We start from the raw sequence: 16,657 nt of genomic DNA, 5'->3' as shown, positions 1-16,657 counted from the left end.
GCGGGGGCGCTGCGTCATCGCCGACCCGGGGCTCCGGGTGCCCGCCGCTGCGGAGATAATCCGCCCATTCCTTCGCCGTAAGCCCCATGGACCCGATCCCGCCCGACGCCCGCCTGGTTCGCGCCCGCGAGACCTTTCTCGCCGCCGGCCGCACGCTGCGCAACCTGCGGCGGGATTTCGTCGAATGGCACCACGGCCGGCCGCACTACGGCCTGTGGGCGCTGCTGCTGGAGGAGCCGGTGGTGGCGGACGCGATGGCGGCGGCGCAGGCGCATCTGGGCGACTGCCTGCTTTCGGGCTACCGCCGCCAGCCGCACATCACCCTGGCGCTGGGCGGTTTTCCCTGCGCGGAGGCGCAGCGCGCGGGCGACTATCCGCTGGCGGCTTTCGAGGAGGCGCTGGCGGCGCTGCGTGTTGCAGCGCCGCCGCCTTTTGCGCTGGAGCTCGGCGGGCTGGAGAGCTTCGCCTCGGCCCCCTTTCTGGCGGTGGATGACGTGGAGGGCGGCATCGCCGCGCTGCGCCGTGGGTTGATGGCCGGTACCGGCGAAGAGCAGGGCCGCGACGGCGATTACCTGCCGCATCTCACCGTCGGCCTCTATGCCGATGAGTACGACTGCGCCGCGCTCGCCCCACGGCTGGCTGCCTTTCCGGCGGTGCGGCTGCGCTTGGCGGTGCAGCGGCTGGCCTTCCTCTGCTACGACAGCGCCGACATCGGCGGGCCGCTCACGCTGGTCGCCGATTACGCGCTGGCGGATGGCGCGGTGCGCCGCTACGGCGCTTTCCCTTTCGACACACCGGCCCGCGGCACGGCGCCCCTCAGCCGGACGCCAGCGTTCTGAGGTCGGCCACCGGCTCGCCGCCGTAGCCCGCCGAGAGCAGGTAGTCCACCAGCCGGGCGGCGGTGTCCGCCGGGCTGCTCAGCCCGCCGTCCTGCTTCAGCTGCTCGAAGCGCGCCTTCAGCGGAAAGCGTTCCGCCGGCGTGGCGCGGATCTGGCCCTGCATTTCGGTGTCGATCACGCCCGGCGCCAGGCTGCAGATGCGCACGCCGGCCAGGCCATCCAGCGCCACGCTGCGGGCGTGGTGGTCCAGCGCGGCCTTGGTGGCGCAGTACAGGCTCCAGCCGGCATAAGGGCTGCGCGCGGCGCCGCTGGAAACATGCAGGATGCGGCGCTCGGCGCTGCCCTGGCGGGTGGCGATCAGCGCGTCCGCCAGCATCAGCGGCGCCGCCACGTTCACCGTCACCGCGCGCAGGATGGCCGCCGCGCCCTGCTCGCCGGGCGCGCCCACCGGTTGCAGCACGCCGGCGTTGTTCACCAGTAGCGCCGGCGCGTCCGGCGGCAGCAGCCGGGCGAGGGCGCCGTCAGCCAGCCAGCGCTCCAGCGCGGCGCCGTCGGCCAGGTCCAGCGCCACTTCGGTGAGCAGGCCGGGGTGGCGGGCGGCGAGGGCGGTATTGCCGTGGCGCGACAGGGCGAGTACCGGAATGCCGCGCGCCAGCAAGGCGTCGGCAATGGCCTCTCCCAGGCCGCGGCTATGGCCGGTGAGCAAGGCGTGCATGGCGGAATCTCCGGGCGGAAAGGGGGAGGCACGGGATTCTTCAACAGGCTGGCGCGCGCCGGCAAGCGGGGCGTGGAAACCGAGGTGTCGGAAAAGCGCGGCACAAACTTATAATAAGAATCGTTTTCATTATTGCCTTGGTGCGAATGCATCGCCGTTTTCCGCCGCGCGCCGACGCAAACCCGCTTCCACTCTCGATCCGGCAGCAAGCCGGGCGTTCCTCTCCCCAACCCGCTCGATTCCCATGGCCCCTCACCCCGCTACCCGACTCCGCCCGTCCGCGTCTCCGCTTTCCCTCCGCCATCCCAAACTGAAACTGCTGTTGATTCCCGCCTCGCTGGCGATGTTCGCGCCGGCGCAGGCGCAGAGCGGCGACGAAGACGGCGCCCGCCAGCTGCAGACGGTCACCGTCACCGGCGTGCGCGCCGACGGCCTGAAGCCGGAAACGGTGGAGGCCGGCACCTTCCGCGGTGCTGACATCATGGACGTGCCGTCCACCATCAACGTGGTGACGCGCGAGGCGCTGGAGCTGCAGGCCGCCAGCGGGCTGTACGACGCGCTGCGCAACACCGCCGGCGTCACCCGCCAGCAGAACGGCGGCGAAACCTGGGGGACCAGCTGGTGATACGCGGCATCGGCGTCGAGAACCGCACCAACTATCGCATCAACGGCTCGCTGCCCTACCTCAACTTCTCCCAGGTGCCGATGGAGAACAAGGAGCGGGTGGAAGTGCTGAAGGGCGCCTCGGCGCTGTACTACGGCTTCACCTCGCCGGCCGGCGTGGTGAACCTGGTGACCAAGCGCGCCGGCGCCGAGCCGGTGACCACGCTGGGCCTGTCCTTCGACTCCCACGGCAGCGCGCTGGCCAGCGCGGACGTCGGCCGCCGCTTCGGCGACCAGCAGCAGTACGGCCTGCGGGTGAATGCCGCCGGCGGCTCGCTGGGTTCTTACCTGGACGGGGTGGACAACGGCGAGCGCCGCTTCTTCTCCGCCGCCTTCGACTGGCGGGTGAACGACCGCCTGACGCTGAAGGCCGACTTCGAATACGACCGCCGCGAAACCACCGAGCAGGCCGGCGTGCAATTGCCGACGGCGGTGAATGGCCGCATCACCCTGCCGCACACGGTGGACCCGGCCAAGCTCGTCGGCCCGGACTGGTCCACCTTCCGCGCCGAAACCACCAACGCCCTGCTGCGCGCCGACTACGCCCTCTCCGACAACTGGGCGCTGACGCTGGAAGCCGGCCACGCCAGGGTGGAGCGCAAGCGCCAGCTCGCCATCTTCCGCTTCACCAACGCCGCCGCGGTGGCCACCGGCGCCGGCAACATCCGCGGCAACTCGCAGGAGCTGACGCTGGAGTCCGACATGGGCCGCGCCGAGCTGTTCGGCACCTTCGACACCGGCTTCCTGCGCCACGAGCTCACCCTGGGCGCCAGCTACACCAGCAAGGACCAGGACCCGATCTACCAGCAGACCTACAGCGTCGCCTCGCAGAACCTCTACAACCCGCGCGACATCTCCGGCAGCGTCACCTGGAGCGCGATGCCCACCTCGCCCACCACCGCCGCCTACGAGACGCGCGACGTCGGCTACTACGCCATAGACCGCATCACCCTCAGCCCGCAATGGCAGCTCATCGCCGGCCTGCGCCACGCCCGCTACCACAGCGACCAGGGCGGCACCTCCTACAGCCCGCAGGAAACCACGCCGCTGGCGGCGGTGATCTACAAGCCGCTGCCGGAGGTCTCGCTCTACGCCTCCTACTCGGAGGGCCTGGAAGAGGGCGAGACCGCGCCCACCGGCACCGCCAACGTCGGCACCCGCATGTCGCCCGGCGTCAGCAAGCAGAAGGAACTGGGTGCGCGCTGGCAGGCGCCGTTCGGCACCCTGGTGTCCGCCGCGGTGTTCGACATCGAACGCCCCGGCTACTACACCAATGCCGACAACCTCTACACCGCCGACGGCGAACAGCGTTACCGCGGGGTCGAACTCTCCGCCCAGGGCAGGCTCAGCCGCCAGCTCGGCTGGCAGGCCTCCGCGCTGTGGCTGGACCCGGAGTTCCGCGACATCGGCCCGGACTACGACGGCAAGCTGCCCGAGAACGCCGCGCGCCGCACCGGCAGCCTCTTCCTCACCTACGACATCGCCCAGCTGCCCGGCCTGTCGCTGAATGCCGGCGCCTACTACACCGGCCGCCGCCCGGTGAACGACCTCAACCAGGCCTGGCTGGACGAAGTCACCCTCTACGGCGCCGGCGTGCGCTACGCCACCCGGGTGATGGGCAAGCAGACGGTGTGGCAGCTCAACGTCGAAAACCTGGCCGACAAGGAATACTGGGCCGCCGGCGGCACCCGCCTCGCCGCGGGCGCGCCGCGCACCTTCAAGGCCTCGTTGAAGATCGATCTGTAAGGCGGTGGAGCGGGGCGGACGGGAGTCCGCCCCGGCTGCGGCGCGCCGCGTTCCGGCTTTGCGCCGGGCGCGGTGCCGGGCCCGCGCAAAGCTGTTCTCCGCGGCCTTGGATGAGAGGGGGGAAAAGTGAAGAAATCCGCACGCCTATCCGCGCCCACCCTGCGCACTCATTCCCGTTCGGGCTGAGCCTGTCGAAGCCCGCTCCCCGCAATGTCTTTCGATTGCCCCCACCCGCCTCATACCGCACGCAGTGCCCTGCCGAGCCGACAGCGAGCCCCAGCGGCAAACCGCGCCAGGCGCAGACTCCCCAGCCCCAGCTGTTACACCCCTCCCCAGCCGGTGACTTGATGTAAAGCCCGCCCGCTCCCGGAAACCCCGCCGCGACCCCATCGGTCGCACCCTGGCAGCGCCCGCGGACGTCCACCCGGGCGCCGCCCGCCACGTTGAACAGGCATCCGCCTGCCACCACTCCGCAGCTACAGGGACAGATCCGCCATGAGCCTGGTCCAGCAGTCCATCGCCGCCCACCGTTTCGGCCTCGGCGAGCCCTCCCTCGCCGGCATCGGCGATCCGGTGCGCTGGCTGCAGGCCCAGCTGGCGGCGCCGCCGCCGCCCTGGGCGCCGCCGCCCAAGCCGGTGCATGGCGAACAGGACGCCGAAGAGACCAGACGCCGGCGCTACCGCGACTGGCTGCGCGACGAAGCCGAAGCGCGCTGGATCCACCAGATCGACAGCGCCGCGCCCTTCGCCGAGCGGCTGGTCATCCTGTGGTGCAACCACTTCACCGTCTCCGCGCTGCGCGGGCCGGTCGCGCCCCTGGTCGGCGCCTTCGAGCGCGACGCCATCCGCCCCCACGCCTGTGGCCGCTTCGGCGACATGCTGCAGGCCGCTACCCTGCACCCGGCCATGCTGCGCTACCTGGACAACGTGCAGTCGGTCGGGCCGGACTCGCCCGCCGGCAACCGCGGCAAGCGCGGCCTCAACGAAAACCTCGCACGCGAACTGCTGGAACTGCACGCCCTCGGCGTGGATGGCGGCTATTCCCAGGACGACGTGCGCGCGCTGGCGGCGGTGCTCACCGGCTGGACGGTGGATGCCGACAGCGGCGAGACCCGCTTCGACGCCCGCCGCCACCAGCCCGGCGCCAAGCACATCCTCGGCCGCCGCTACGCCGAGGACGGCGAAGGCGAGATCCACGCCGTGCTGCGCGACCTCGCCGCCACCCCGGCCTGCGCCCGCCACGTCGCCGACCGGCTGGCGCGCCATTTCGTTGCCGACGAACCGCCACCGGCGCTGGTGCGGGCGCTGTCGCGGCGCTACCTGGACAGCGGCGGCGATCTGGCCGAAGTCTGCCGCGCCCTGCTTGCCCATCCGCAGGCCTGGGATGCCGGCTTTCCCAAGCTCAAGCTGCCGGAGGAACTGGGCCTCTCCGCCTACCGCCTGCTGGGCCTGCGCCAGCGGGTGTTCGAAGGCGTGGGCGCCGGCGCCCAGGCCATGGGCCAGCGCGTCGGCGCCGCGCCCTCGCCGGCGGGCTGGCCGGATCGCGCCGAAGACTGGCTGGGCACCGACGCCATGTGGAAGCGCATCGAATGGGCGGCGCGCCTGGCTGGCCGGGTGCCGGCGGTGGATGCCCGCAGCCTGGCCGAAAGCAGCCTGGCCGAGCGCCTCGGCCCCGCCAGCCGCGCCGAGATCGCCCGCGCCGACAGCCCGCGCCAGGCCCTCACCCTCTTCCTCGCCGCGCCCGAATTCCAGCGCCGCTGACTGCAGGAGACGCCGCATGCCGATCAGCCGAAGACATTTCCTCCACGCCCTGGGCGCCGCTGCCGCGCTGCCGGTCGCCCGCCTTGGCCTGGCCGCGCCCGCCAGCGGCAAGGCCGACGGCGAACGCCTGGTGTTCGTGCTGCTGCGCGGCGGCCTGGACGGCCTCGCCGCGGTGCCGGCGCCCGGCGATCCGGACTACGCCGGCCAGCGCGGCAGCCTCGCCAACCAGGGCGGCGAACCCTTGGCGCTGGACGGCTTCTTCGCCCTGCATCCGCGCCTCACCGGGCTGCACGGCCTGTGGCAGGCGAAGCAGCTCGCCGTCGTCCACGCGGTCGCCACGCCCTACCGCGAGCGCTCCCACTTCGACGCCCAGCAAGTGCTGGAGAGCGGCGGCGTGCAGCCGCATGTGCTCACCACCGGCTGGCTGGGCCGCGCGCTGCAGGCCAGCGGCCGCCAGGGCCTGGCGCTGGCCACCATCCCGCCGCTGGCGCTGCGCGGCGCCGGCGCGGTCGAAACCTGGTCGCCCTCGCGCGCGCCGGAGCCGGACCCGGCGCTGCTGGAACGGCTGGGGCGGATGTACGAGCAGGATGCCCAGCTCGGCCCGGCACTCAGTCGCGCGGTGGAGCAACGCGGCGACGGCGGCATGGCGGGCGAAGCGGCGGCGCGCGGCGATTTCCTGCGGCTGGCCACCCGCGCCGGCGAATTCCTCGCCGCCGAGCGCGGCCCGCGCGTCGCCATGCTGGAGATGACGGGCTGGGATTCCCATGCCGGCCAGGCTGCTCCCAAGGGCGCGCTGCTGCGGGCCCTGGGCCAGCTGGACGATGGCCTGATTGCGCTGCAGGCGGCGCTGGGCCCGGCCTGGGCGCGCACCACGGTCGTCGTCGTCTCGGAATTCGGCCGCACCGTGCGGGAGAACGGCACCCGCGGCACCGATCACGGCACCGCCGGCGCCGCCTTCGTGCTCGGCGGCCGGGTGGCTGGCGGCAAGGTGCTGGGCGACTGGCCCGGCCTCGCCAGCGCCAGCCTGCACCAGGACCGCGACCTGCGCGCCACCACCGACCTGCGCGCGCTGCTCGCCGCGGCGGCTGGCCCGGCCCTCGGCCTGGGCCGCAGGCAGCTGGCGGAAACGGTATTCCCTGGCAGCCAGGGATTGAAGCCGGTGGAAGGGGTGCTCGCCTGAAGCCAGGGGGGACCGTCAACGGCCGGACCAAGCATCGCCGGCCCGGCAGCTGCGCTCAGGCGGCGGCCATTGATCCGGGAATCGAATACCGGCGCAGCGCGGGTTGGGCTGATCTTGTCGAAGCCTGCTTGCTGCCCGACGCTTCAATCAGCCCACCCCCGCGAGACCGAAGGGCCCTGGGGGCAAGGCGGCGTAGGGTATTTCTTGGCCGCCGCCGGACTCCTCAGCCCGCCGCCCGCTTCCCGGTGATCACCAGCGCGATTCCCGCCAGGATGGCGATGGACGTCAGCACCAGCCGCAACGTGATCGGCTCGCCCAGGAAGATCACCCCGCCCGCCGCGGTGATCACCGGCACGCTGAGCTGTATCGTCGCCGCGTTGGTCGCGCGCAAGGCCGGCAGCACCGAATACCAGATCGCATACCCCAGGCCGGAGGCCAGCGCGCCGGAGGCGATGGCATAGCCGATGCCGGCTGGTGTCAGCGCGGCCTGCTGCAGCGTCAGCAGGCTGAGCACGGCGGCGAAGGGCAGGGCGCGGAGGAAGTTGCCGGCGGTGCTGGCGGTGGCCCTGGCGACGCCGCGGCCGCGCAGGGAATACACGCCCCAGGCGATGCCGGCGGCGATCATCAGCAGCGCGCCCCGCAGCGGCGGCGCCGACAGCCCCGGCAGCAGCAGCCCGACCAGCCCGCCGGCGGCCAGCAGCAGGCCGCCGCCCTGCAGCAGGTTCAGCCGCTCGCCCCGCCACAGGCCGTAGCCGATCATGGTCGCCTGCACCGCGCCGAACAGCAGCAAGGCGCCCGCCGCCGCCGGCAGGGTGAGGTAGGCAAAGGAGAAACCGGCCGCATAGGCGAACAGCGCGAAGGCGGAAATCCAGCTGCCGTGGCCGGCGCCGCTGCCTTCCCGCCGGCGCACCAGCAGCCACAGCATCAATGCGCCCGAGGCCAGCCTCAGCGTGCTGAAACTGGCGGCGTCGATATGACCCTCGCGCAGGGCGATGCGGCACAGCAGGGAATTGCCGGCGAAAGCGATCATGGCGACCGCCACTAGTTGAAGCAGCGTGCTTTTGCGCATGGCGCATGTCTCCGTTGCCGGTCGGCTCGTGCCGCCGGCTTATCGTTTTCGGATCTGCCCGCGAATGCGGGCGATGGTGGATTCTAGGCCGGGCGGATGGCTGCACGCACCCTGTGCGCCGGCGCGGCGCTTTTTGTCCCCAGCCGGTGTGGGCAGCGCTGTGGAAAACGCCGGGACAAATGCTGCAAGTGCCTGGCCGGCAAGCGTACAGCCAGCCTGCCCAAGAAACGGGCAGGAAGGGCACGGATGAAGGGCGCAGGCCGGATGCCGGATATTGCCGTGCGAGCATGGCCGTCCCAGTGCGAATTCCCTTCATATCCGTTTTCCGGGCCACCGGCGATATGCATGCCCCGGGAAGGAGTAATTCCTGCGCGCCCCGGACTCAATTCGCTGAGCCACGGAATTCGCCTGCTCGATGGCGCAAAAAACACGGCAGCGGTGCCGGCCACGAATTACAGCCCGATCCCTCAGGCGCTGTTCAGCCGGGCTGCGCGGTGGTGCAGATCCGGGTGAGAAGGCTCCCCGTCTGACCGCCGAATTCCGCGCGCCATTTTTATGGTGCCAGCCTGCTCCGCGCCGTTCCGGTGATTTGGCGGCAGCGCCGGATATTCCGTGCGCCACTTGCTTTCAATTCGGCAGCCGGCCTGAGGCCCGGCTCAAGCCCATATGCCACCGGCCTTGCGTAAGGGGCGTTTCGCCGGCGTCTCCGGTCACGGAATTACCCGCGGGCTTATGCGGGAAATTCCGTATATCGCCGGTAGGGCGGATTCGAGCGCAATTTATTCCGGGCATGGTAATCTCGCCGCTTTTTAAATCAGCGGAAAAACCATGCAGGATTTGAAGTCGTATTCGCTCAGCGACCTGAAGAAGCTCTGTGTCCAGATTGAAAAGGAAATCGAGAAGCGGGCGACGGGCGCGAAGAAGGCGCTGATACGCAAGCTCGAGAAGATGGCCCAGGCGGAAGGGCTGGAATTGAGCGACCTGCTGGAAGGCGCTCCCGCGCGCAAGGACTCCAAGGAAGCGAAGGCGGTGAAGGCGCCCAAGGCCGCCAAGCTGGCGAAGGCCAAGGCCGAGAAGCAGCCGGCCGAAAAGAAGGAAGCGCTGCCGCCGGTTTATTTCAACCCGCTGAATCCGAAAGAAGGCTGGTCTGGCCGCGGCCGCAAGCCGAATTGGGTCATCAATTGGCTGGGCAATGGTGGCGAGTTGGACGACCTGAAGAAAAAGCGCAGCTGAGTTTCCGCTTTTGCCAATTCCTCCGGCGGGGAATTGGCGGGTCACTGCAGCCTCATGGAGACATGGGGCTGTTTGTTTTTCCGCCCCGCGGACTGTTATGGCGGAAAATTCGCACCACTGATGCTGTCCGTTTCCGCTGGCGGGTGATTTACTTCCAGGCTCATTCCATTGCCTTTTGCACCGGGCAAAGGTGCGCTGCGCAGCGGTGGCCTTGCCGACTTTCGCCGTGAGCCGCCGATGAACTCCTGCCCCATTCCCTGTATTCCTCCGCAAGCGCCCGGCGGGCGGGCACCGCGATGAGCGAGGTGCTCAAGGGCAGGCTGGCCGTGGCGCTGGTGGTGGTGTGCTGGTCGGGCTTCAATATCGTTTCCCGCTTCGGCAGCACCGGCACCTTTACCGCGTTTGATCTTGGCGCCTTGCGTTTCGGCGTTTCCGCGGCGATCGCGCTGCCTTTCTTCCTGCGCCTGGTGCCCCGCCGCGAGTGGCCGCGCCACGCCGCGCTGGCGGCCTGCGGCGGCCTGGGCTATGCGCTGCTGGTGTATTCCGGCTTCCAGTTCGCACCCAGCGCCCATGCCGGCGTCTTCGTCAATGGCGGCATTCCGTTGTGGACGGTGATCCTGCTGGCGGCTGGCGCCGGCTTCCCTCTTTCGCGCCGGGTATTGAGCGCCTTGCTGTTGTCCTCGGCGGGCCTGCTGCTGATCGGCGCGGAAAGCCTGCTGGCGCCGCAGCACCCGGGCAGCTGGGCGGGCGACCTGCTGTTCTTCGCCGCCGCCGGCTGCTGGGCGGCCTTCGGCCTGCTGACGCGGCGCTGGCAGATTGCGCCGCAGCGCGCGGTGCTTGGCATCGCCAGCATCTCGGCGGTGATCTATCTGCCGGCCTATCTCGCTTTCCTGCCCAAGGCCATCGGCCAGGCGAGCTGGCAGGACCTGCTGCTGCAGGGCGTCTACCAGGGTGTCGTCGCCGCGATGCTGGCGGCCGGCATGTTCAGCTACGCCACGCAGAAGATAGGCGCCAGCCAGGCGGCGATGGCGCTGGCACTGGTGCCGGCGGTATCGGCCGTGGGGGCCAGCCTGCTGATAGACGAGGCCATCAGCCCGACCGCTGCGGTCGGCATCCTGATCGTTTCCGCCGGGGCGCTGCTGGGCGCGCTGCAGCGCAATCCGGCGCCGGCTGCGGCGGGGCGCTAGCGGCGTGGAGGGCGCTTCAGCGCAGGCCGGCGAGGAAGCGCTGGCGCGCTGCCTCCAACTCGGCATGGGCCCCCTCGTCGGTGAGCGTGAGCGCCTTGCGGTGATAGGCCTCGAAGGCCGCCAGCACCCTCGCGGCGTCCAGCGGGGCCGCGGTGGGCTCCGGCGGTGCCGGCGGTGCTTCGCCCGGTACCGGCTGCAGCACCACATGCTTGGGGATGAAGGCGGTGCCGCCGCTGTCCCCGGTGGCCGTCATCGGGCCGGTCTTGGTGTAGGTGATGCCCTTCCACTGGAAACGGGCGCCTATGGGAAGGTGATCGATCTTCATTGGGATTCGCGGTGCTGTGCGGGGGCGAAAGTTTAATCCGCTGCGCGGCTGATTCCGCGCCTGCCTCGTCGCAGGGTGTCTTCGGGCGAATACCGGCTTCGACCGGCGCTGATATTCAGCCTGTGCCGGTCGGGGCGGCGCGCATATCGGCGCCCGGATACCGCGCAATTCAATCCGGTGTCGCGCGGCTTTGCATCTTCCCGATGGCCTCTTTCCGATTGCGCTCTCAACGGGAGGACGCAATGAAGGCCAGCAAGCCCAGCACCGCCATTCCCGACATCAGCGACACGCATTTCCAGAACAGCACCGGATCGCGCTCGGCCAGGGGCAGGCGCTGCGTGCGCTGGAAATGGGGGGCGGGATTTTTCAGGTCGTAGATGAATTCGGAGATGGCTTCCTGCCGCTTCGCCGGCCGCGGGTCGAGTGCCCGGGCGAGCACCGCGTCCAGCCAGGCCGGCAACTCGGGCCGCAGGTGGCGCAGCGGGATATAGCGCAGGCGGCGCAGTTCCTGCGGTGTGCGTACCCGGCTGGCGGCCAGGCCATAGGGCAACTGGCCGGTGAACATCTGGTAGCTCAGGGCGGCGAGAGCGAACAGGTCGCTGGCGGGGGTGGCCGGCTCGCCCAGCAGGCATTCCGGCGCCAGGTATTGCAGGGTGCCGGGCGGCGGCGCCGCGTCCGGCTCGCCCAGGCTTTCGGCCAGGCCGGCGACATGCACGCTGGCGAGGTCGATGAGCTTGACGGTGCCACTGCGGTCGATCATGAGGTTTTCCGGGCGCAGGTCGCGGTGCAGCATGTCGCGGCCATGCAGGGCCTGCAGGCCGTGGCCGATCTGCTCGACGATGCCCCGCACGATGTCCAGCGGCGGCTGCGGATGGTCGGTCATCCACTGCGCCAGCGTCTGGCCCTCGATGTACTCCATGGCGACGTAGAGATGCTGCCGGCGGCGTTCCCCCGGCCAGGCCTTGATCACGTGCGGGCTGTCCACCCGCCGCGCCACCCATTCCTCCAGCACGAAGCCGTCCAGGTAGCGCGTATCGTCGCGCAGGTCCACCGAGGGCGTCTTCAGCACCAGCTGGCGGCCGCTGGCGGCATCCACCGCCAGCAGGACATGGCTGCGCGCGCTGACCTGCAGCTCGCGGACGATGGTGAAGCCTTCGAAGACCTGCCGCGGTTTCAGCGCCGGCGGCAGCGCCAGGCTTTCGCGGCGCAGCGCGGCCTGGGGGGCGTCGTCCGCCGGCAGGGCGTCGATGCGCAGCAGTTGCAGGGTGGCGTCGTCGCGGCTGCCGGCGGCCCGGGCTTGGGCGACCAGCGCGGCGGCGGCGGCGTCGAGGTCGTCCGGGTGGCGGGCCAGGGCGGCGTGGATCGCGGCAGCGTCCAGGTGTTCATAGGCGCCGTCGGTGGCCAGCAGGTAGAGCTCGCCGGCCTCGGCTTCCCAGCTGCGGTAGTCGATCTCCAGCCGCGGGCCGGTGCCCAGCGCGCGGGCGAGGTAGCTCTCGCTGGCGGAGTGATGGACGCGATGGTCCGCGGTGAGCTGTTCCAGCGCCTGCGGATGCAGCCGGTAGATGCGCGAGTCGCCCACATGCAGCAGGTGCAGGTCGCGGCCCTTGAGGATGAGGGCGCTGAAGGTGCAGACGTAGCCCCTGTCCTTGTCGAAGCGGCCTTCGCTGCGCTGGGTCTGGCCGTGCAGCCAGGCGTTGGTGGCGCCGAGCACGCGCTGGGCGGCGCGGCGCACCGTCCAGGCTTCCGAGGTGGCGTAGTAGTCCTCCAGGAAGGCGCCGACGGCGGTCTGGCTGGCGAGGTGGCCGACGCTGCTGGTGCTGATGCCGTCGGCCAGCGCCAGGGCGATGCCCTTGGTCGCCAGCAGGCTGCCGGCGGGCAGCACCGCGCCGTGGAAGTCCTGGTTGGTTTCGTGCGCGCCGGCCAGCGAGTGCTGGCCGACGGTGACGCGCGGGGCGCTGGCCATGTGGCGGTGGTCAGGCGGAGATCAGGCCGCCTTGCGCTTGGGCGCGGTCTTGTAGTGGGTGGAGTACAGCGTGGCGCCGACGAAGGTGAGGCCGCCGACCAGGTTGCCGAGCACGGTGGGGATTTCGTTCCAGATCAGGTAGTCCATGAAGGTGAACTGGCCGCCCAGCATCAGACCGGAGGGGAAGAGGTACATGTTCACGATGCTGTGCTCGAAGCCCATGTAGAAGAACACCAGGATGGGCATCCACATGGCGATGACCTTGCCGGACACGCTGGTGGACATCATAGCGGCGACCACGCCGGTGGAGACCATCCAGTTGCACATCACCGCGCGCACGAACAGCGTCAGCATGCCGGCGGCGCCGTGGGCGGCGTAGCCCAGGGTGCGGCCTTCGCCGATGTGGCCGATCTTCTGGCCGATGGCGTTGGGCGCCTCGGTGAAGCCGTTGGTGAAGATGATGGCCATGAACACCGCCACCGTCATCGCGCCGGCGAAGTTGCCGAGGAACACCAGGCTCCAGTTGCGCATCACCCCGTTCCAGGTGGCGCCGGGGCGGCGGTCGAACACCGCCAGCGGGGCCAGGGTGAACACGCCGGTGAGCAGGTCGAAGCCCAGCAGGTAGAGCATGCAGAAGCCCACCGGGAAGAGCAGGGCGCCGAGCAGCGGGTTGCCGGTATTCACCGTGACCGATACCGCGAAGGCGGCCGCCAGCGCCAGGATGGCGCCGGCCATGTAGGCGCGGATCAGGGTGTCGCGGGTGGACATCAGGAGTTTGGATTCGCCGGCATCGATCATCTTGGTGACGAATTCGGCGGGGGCCAGGTATGCCATGGTGGTGCCTCTTGAAGGATGGTTGGATTGTCTTGAGGGCGGCTTGGTGGGATGTTGCGGGCCGTTCCCCTATCCCCGGTGCCCCGAGGGGAGACGGGAAACCGTGGGATGTCTGGATGGGATGAGGCGGTGTGGCTCAGCCGGAGGCGACCATCACGCTGTCGCCGCTGAGGCGCACCGGGTAGCTGCGCACCGAGTGTTCCGGGGTTTCCAGGCAGGCGCCGGTGCGCAGGTCGAAGTGGTTCTTGTACAGCGGCGAGGCGACGACGAGCTGATCGCCCAGGTTGCCCACCAGGCCGCGCGACAGCACGCTGGCGCCGGAGCGGGGGTCGATGTTGTCGATGGCATAGAGCTCGTCGCCGGCCAGGCGGAAGATGGCGATGTGGCGGTCTGCCACCAGGGCGCAGACGCCGGTGCCGGGCAGGATGTCGGTCAGGCTGCAGACGGCGGTCCAGTGCTGGGAGGGGGCTGTAGTCATGGCGGGTCTCCTCGATGTGGGGCGCGGGGCGCCTCAGACGGCCATCTCGGTGGTGGAATCGGCCATGGCGGCTGGGCGCTCTTCGGCGCGGGCGGGGCGGATCTGGCCGCGCTCCTCGACGAAGACGATGCGCGCATCCGGCCGGCCGTCATTGACGAAGGTGCGGAAGCGCTTGCGCACCTCCGGGCTGGTGACGGCGGTTTTCCACTCGCACTGGTAGGTCGCCACCACATGCGCCATCTGCGCCTCCAGCTCGGCGGCGAGGCCCAGGCTGTCCTGCACCACCACGTTCTTCAGGTAGTCCAGGCCGCCTTCCAGGTTGTCGCGCCAGGTGCTGGTGCGCTGCAGACGGTCGGCGGTGCGCACGTAGAACATCAGGAAACGGTCGATCAGGCGCACCAGCGTTTCCTTGTCCAGGTCGCTGGCGAGCAGCTCGGCGTGGCGCGGCTTCATGCCGCCGTTACCGCAGACGTAGAGGTTCCAGCCCTTCTCGGTGGCGATCACGCCCACGTCCTTGCCCTGCGCCTCGGCGCATTCGCGGGTGCAGCCGGACACGCCGAACTTGATCTTGTGCGGCGCGCGCAGGCCCTTGTAGCGGTTCTCCAGCTCCACCGCGAGGCCGACGCTGTCGCCCACGCCGTAGCGGCACCAGGTGGAGCCGACGCAGCTCTTCACCGTGCGCAGGGATTTGCCGTAGGCATGGCCGGATTCGAAGCCGGCGGCGATCAGCTCTTCCCAGATCGCCGGCAGCTGCTCCAGCCGGGCGCCGAACATGTCCACCCGGGCGCCGCCGGTGACCTTGGTGTAGAGGCCGTACTTCTTCGCCACCTGGCCGACGGCGATCAGGCCGTCGGGCGTCACCTCGCCGCCGGGCATGCGCGGCACCACCGAGTAGGTGCCGTCCTTCTGGATGTTGCCGAGGAAGTAGTCGTTGCTGTCCTGCAGGCTGGCCAGCTCCTGCTTGAGCACGAACTCGTTCCAGCAGGAGGCGAAGATGCTGGCGGCGGTCGGCTTGCAGATGTCGCAGCCCAGGCCCTTGCCGTGCCTGGCGATGAGTTCGCCGAAGCTCTTGATGCCGCCCACCTTGATGAGGTGGAACAGCTCCTGGCGGGAGTAGGGGAAGTGCTCGCACAGGTGATTGTTCACCGCCATGCCCAGGCGGGCCATTTCCGCCTTCATCACCTGGGTGACCAGCGGCACGCAGCCGCCACAGGTGGCGCCGGCCTTGGTGCAAGCCTTGAGCGCGCCCAGGGTGGTGGCGCCGCCGGCCACCGCGGCGCAGAGTTCGCCCTTGCTGACGTTGTTGCAGGAGCAGATCTGGGCGCTGTCGGGCAGCGCATCCACGCCCAGGCCGGGTTTGGCCTTGCCGTCGCTGGCGGGGAGGATGAGGAATTCCGGGTCGGCCGGCAGGGCGATGCGGTTGAGCGCCATCTGCAGCAGGGTGCCGTATTCGTCCGCGTTGCCGACCAGCACCGCGCCCAGCAGCTGCTTGCCGTCGGCGCTCACCACGATCTTCTTGTAGATGCGCTTGCACTCGTCCATGTAGCGGAAGCTGCGGCTGTCCGGCGTGCGGCCCTGGGCGTCGCCTATGCTGGCCACGTCCACGCCCATCAGCTTGAGCTTGGTGCTCATGTCGGCGCCGCCGAAGGCCACCTCCGTCTGGCCGGTGATGTGGCGGGCCGCCACCCGCGCCATGTCGTAGCCGGGCGCGACCAGGCCGAACAGCTGGTCGCGCCAGGCGGCGCATTCGCCGATGGCGTAGATGTCCGGGTCGCTGCTGCGGCACTGGTCGTCCACCGCGATGCCGCCGCGGGCGCCCACCGCCAGCGCGTTTTGCCGCGCCAGGATGTCCTGCGGCCGGATGCCGGCGGAGAACACGATCATGTCCGCTTCCAGGTGGCTGCCGTCGGCGAACACCATGCGGTGGCGGGCGCGGGCGCCGTCGGTGATCTCCAGCGTGTTGCGGCCGGTATGCACCCGCACGCCCAGCTCCTCGATCTTGCCGCGCAGGATGCGGCCGCCGTCGTCGTCCACCTGGACCGCCATCAGCCGCGGGGCGAACTCCACCACATGGGTTTCCAGCCCGAGGTCGCGCAGCGCCTTGGCGCATTCCAGGCCGAGCAGGCCGCCGCCCACCACCACGCCGCTGCGGCTGCGCGCGCCGGCCGCGGTCATCGCCTCCAGGTCTTCGATGGTGCGGTAGACGAAGCAGTCCGCGCGGTCATTGCCCTGTACCGGCGGCACGAAGGGCACCGAGCCGGTGGCGATCACCAGCTTGTCGTAGGGCAGTACCTCGCCGCCGGCGGTGGTCACCGTCCTGGCGCGGCGGTCGATGGCTACGGCGCGGGTGTTGAGGCGCAGCGTGAAGCCGCTGTCCTCGAAGAAGCCGGGGGCGACCAGGGAGAGATCGTCGGCGCTCTTGCCGGCGAAGAATTCGGAGAGATGGACCCGGTCATACGCTGCACGCGGCTCTTCGCACAGTACGGTGACTTCGGTGCCGGGCTGGCGCAGCTGCGCGAGTTCTTCGAGGAACTTGTGGCCAACCATGCCGTGGCCGATGAGAAGTATCTTCATGCTCGTATCACTCAGTCGCCCGGAGGACCTCGCGTGATACCCGTGAGCCTGGACAGGTCATGAGCATGAAGGCCTCCGCAAACGCGGTTC

14 protein-coding genes are annotated in these 16,657 nt (G+C 70.1%); 7 read left to right on the top strand and 7 right to left on the bottom strand.

The features are described from left to right. Positions 1-86 precede the first annotated feature (86 nt). Entirely contained in the window at positions 87-839 is a 753-nt protein-coding gene (locus tag C7389_RS09885; RefSeq protein ID WP_133590863.1) for a 2'-5' RNA ligase family protein, read from the top strand. Here C7389_RS09885 and C7389_RS09880 read toward each other — a convergent pair. Continuing rightward, the gene (locus C7389_RS09880; RefSeq protein ID WP_133590861.1) at positions 817-1,554 is read right to left on the bottom strand and encodes an SDR family oxidoreductase; all 738 of its coding nucleotides are present in this window, start codon (positions 1,552-1,554) and stop codon (positions 817-819) included. The genes C7389_RS09885 and C7389_RS09880 overlap by 23 nt on opposite strands. Before the next feature lie 322 nt (positions 1,555-1,876). Between C7389_RS09880 and C7389_RS25135 the strand changes: the two genes are divergently transcribed. From C7389_RS25135 to C7389_RS09865, 4 genes are all read left to right on the top strand, one after another. Next, the gene (locus C7389_RS25135; RefSeq protein WP_211168412.1) at positions 1,877-2,179 is read left to right on the top strand and encodes a TonB-dependent receptor plug domain-containing protein; all 303 of its coding nucleotides are present in this window, start codon (positions 1,877-1,879) and stop codon (positions 2,177-2,179) included. After that, entirely contained in the window at positions 2,176-3,963 is a 1,788-nt protein-coding gene (locus C7389_RS09875; protein WP_211168413.1) for a TonB-dependent siderophore receptor, read from the top strand. Before C7389_RS25135 ends, C7389_RS09875 begins: the two co-directional genes overlap by 4 nt. 495 nt (positions 3,964-4,458) lie before the next feature. Then, positions 4,459-5,724 (top strand): DUF1800 domain-containing protein, encoded by a 1,266-nt coding sequence (locus C7389_RS09870; RefSeq protein ID WP_133590859.1) that lies wholly within the window; start codon positions 4,459-4,461, stop codon positions 5,722-5,724. Between the two features lie 16 nt (positions 5,725-5,740). Further along, entirely contained in the window at positions 5,741-6,904 is a 1,164-nt protein-coding gene (locus tag C7389_RS09865) for a DUF1501 domain-containing protein (protein WP_133590857.1), read from the top strand. A gap of 223 nt (positions 6,905-7,127) precedes the next feature. Here the strand turns inward: C7389_RS09865 and C7389_RS09860 are convergent, their stop codons facing one another. Then, a complete protein-coding gene (locus C7389_RS09860) occupies positions 7,128-7,973 on the bottom strand; it encodes a DMT family transporter (protein ID WP_133590855.1) in 846 nt (281 codons plus the stop codon). Positions 7,974-8,801: 828 nt separating this feature from the next. Between C7389_RS09860 and C7389_RS09855 the strand changes: the two genes are divergently transcribed. Beyond that, a complete protein-coding gene (locus C7389_RS09855) occupies positions 8,802-9,206 on the top strand; it encodes an H-NS histone family protein (RefSeq protein ID WP_133590853.1) in 405 nt (134 codons plus the stop codon). A gap of 296 nt (positions 9,207-9,502) precedes the next feature. After that, positions 9,503-10,393, top strand: a complete 891-nt coding sequence (locus C7389_RS09850; protein WP_133590850.1) for a DMT family transporter — start codon at positions 9,503-9,505, stop codon at positions 10,391-10,393. A gap of 16 nt (positions 10,394-10,409) precedes the next feature. Here C7389_RS09850 and C7389_RS09845 read toward each other — a convergent pair whose 3' ends face one another. The 5 genes from C7389_RS09845 to nirB all read right to left on the bottom strand — a co-directional run bounded on the left by C7389_RS09845 (position 10,410) and on the right by nirB (position 16,567). Beyond that, positions 10,410-10,718, bottom strand: a complete 309-nt coding sequence (locus tag C7389_RS09845; RefSeq protein WP_133590848.1) for a hypothetical protein — start codon at positions 10,716-10,718, stop codon at positions 10,410-10,412. A gap of 226 nt (positions 10,719-10,944) precedes the next feature. After that, the gene (locus C7389_RS09840; protein WP_133590846.1) at positions 10,945-12,681 is read right to left on the bottom strand and encodes a bifunctional protein-serine/threonine kinase/phosphatase; all 1,737 of its coding nucleotides are present in this window, start codon (positions 12,679-12,681) and stop codon (positions 10,945-10,947) included. 21 nt (positions 12,682-12,702) lie between these two features. Beyond that, positions 12,703-13,515, bottom strand: a complete 813-nt coding sequence (locus C7389_RS09835; protein ID WP_133590844.1) for a formate/nitrite transporter family protein — start codon at positions 13,513-13,515, stop codon at positions 12,703-12,705. A gap of 136 nt (positions 13,516-13,651) precedes the next feature. After that, positions 13,652-13,993, bottom strand: coding sequence for a nitrite reductase small subunit NirD (gene nirD, locus C7389_RS09830; protein WP_133590842.1), 342 nt, complete (start codon positions 13,991-13,993; stop codon positions 13,652-13,654). A 33-nt stretch (positions 13,994-14,026) separates the two neighbouring features. Beyond that, positions 14,027-16,567, bottom strand: a complete 2,541-nt coding sequence (gene nirB, locus C7389_RS09825; protein ID WP_133590840.1) for a nitrite reductase large subunit NirB — start codon at positions 16,565-16,567, stop codon at positions 14,027-14,029. Positions 16,568-16,657 lie beyond the last annotated feature (90 nt).

It is taken from the genome of Azoarcus indigens, from assembly GCF_004361735.1.
GTDB classification, from domain to species: domain Bacteria; phylum Pseudomonadota; class Gammaproteobacteria; order Burkholderiales; family Rhodocyclaceae; genus Azoarcus; species Azoarcus indigens.
The sequence above is the reverse complement of the archived record's forward strand: the minus strand, read 5'-3'. Positions and strand labels throughout refer to the sequence as shown.

What these genes read in the sequence shown, in the direction of transcription:
- C7389_RS09840 (WP_133590846.1), bottom strand. Translation starts at nt 12,681, where the DNA reads ATGGCCAGCGCCCCGCGCGTCACCGTCGGCCAGCACTCGCTGGCCGGC.
- C7389_RS09860 (WP_133590855.1), bottom strand. Translation starts at nt 7,973, where the DNA reads ATGCGCAAAAGCACGCTGCTTCAACTAGTGGCGGTCGCCATGATCGCT.
- C7389_RS09885 (WP_133590863.1), top strand. Translation starts at nt 87, where the DNA reads ATGGACCCGATCCCGCCCGACGCCCGCCTGGTTCGCGCCCGCGAGACC.
- nirD (WP_133590842.1), bottom strand. Translation starts at nt 13,993, where the DNA reads ATGACTACAGCCCCCTCCCAGCACTGGACCGCCGTCTGCAGCCTGACC.
- C7389_RS09845 (WP_133590848.1), bottom strand. Translation starts at nt 10,718, where the DNA reads ATGAAGATCGATCACCTTCCCATAGGCGCCCGTTTCCAGTGGAAGGGC.
- C7389_RS09850 (WP_133590850.1), top strand. Translation starts at nt 9,503, where the DNA reads ATGAGCGAGGTGCTCAAGGGCAGGCTGGCCGTGGCGCTGGTGGTGGTG.
- nirB (WP_133590840.1), bottom strand. Translation starts at nt 16,567, where the DNA reads ATGAAGATACTTCTCATCGGCCACGGCATGGTTGGCCACAAGTTCCTC.
- C7389_RS09870 (WP_133590859.1), top strand. Translation starts at nt 4,459, where the DNA reads ATGAGCCTGGTCCAGCAGTCCATCGCCGCCCACCGTTTCGGCCTCGGC.
- C7389_RS09865 (WP_133590857.1), top strand. Translation starts at nt 5,741, where the DNA reads ATGCCGATCAGCCGAAGACATTTCCTCCACGCCCTGGGCGCCGCTGCC.
- C7389_RS09835 (WP_133590844.1), bottom strand. Translation starts at nt 13,515, where the DNA reads ATGGCATACCTGGCCCCCGCCGAATTCGTCACCAAGATGATCGATGCC.
- C7389_RS09855 (WP_133590853.1), top strand. Translation starts at nt 8,802, where the DNA reads ATGCAGGATTTGAAGTCGTATTCGCTCAGCGACCTGAAGAAGCTCTGT.
- C7389_RS09880 (WP_133590861.1), bottom strand. Translation starts at nt 1,554, where the DNA reads ATGCACGCCTTGCTCACCGGCCATAGCCGCGGCCTGGGAGAGGCCATT.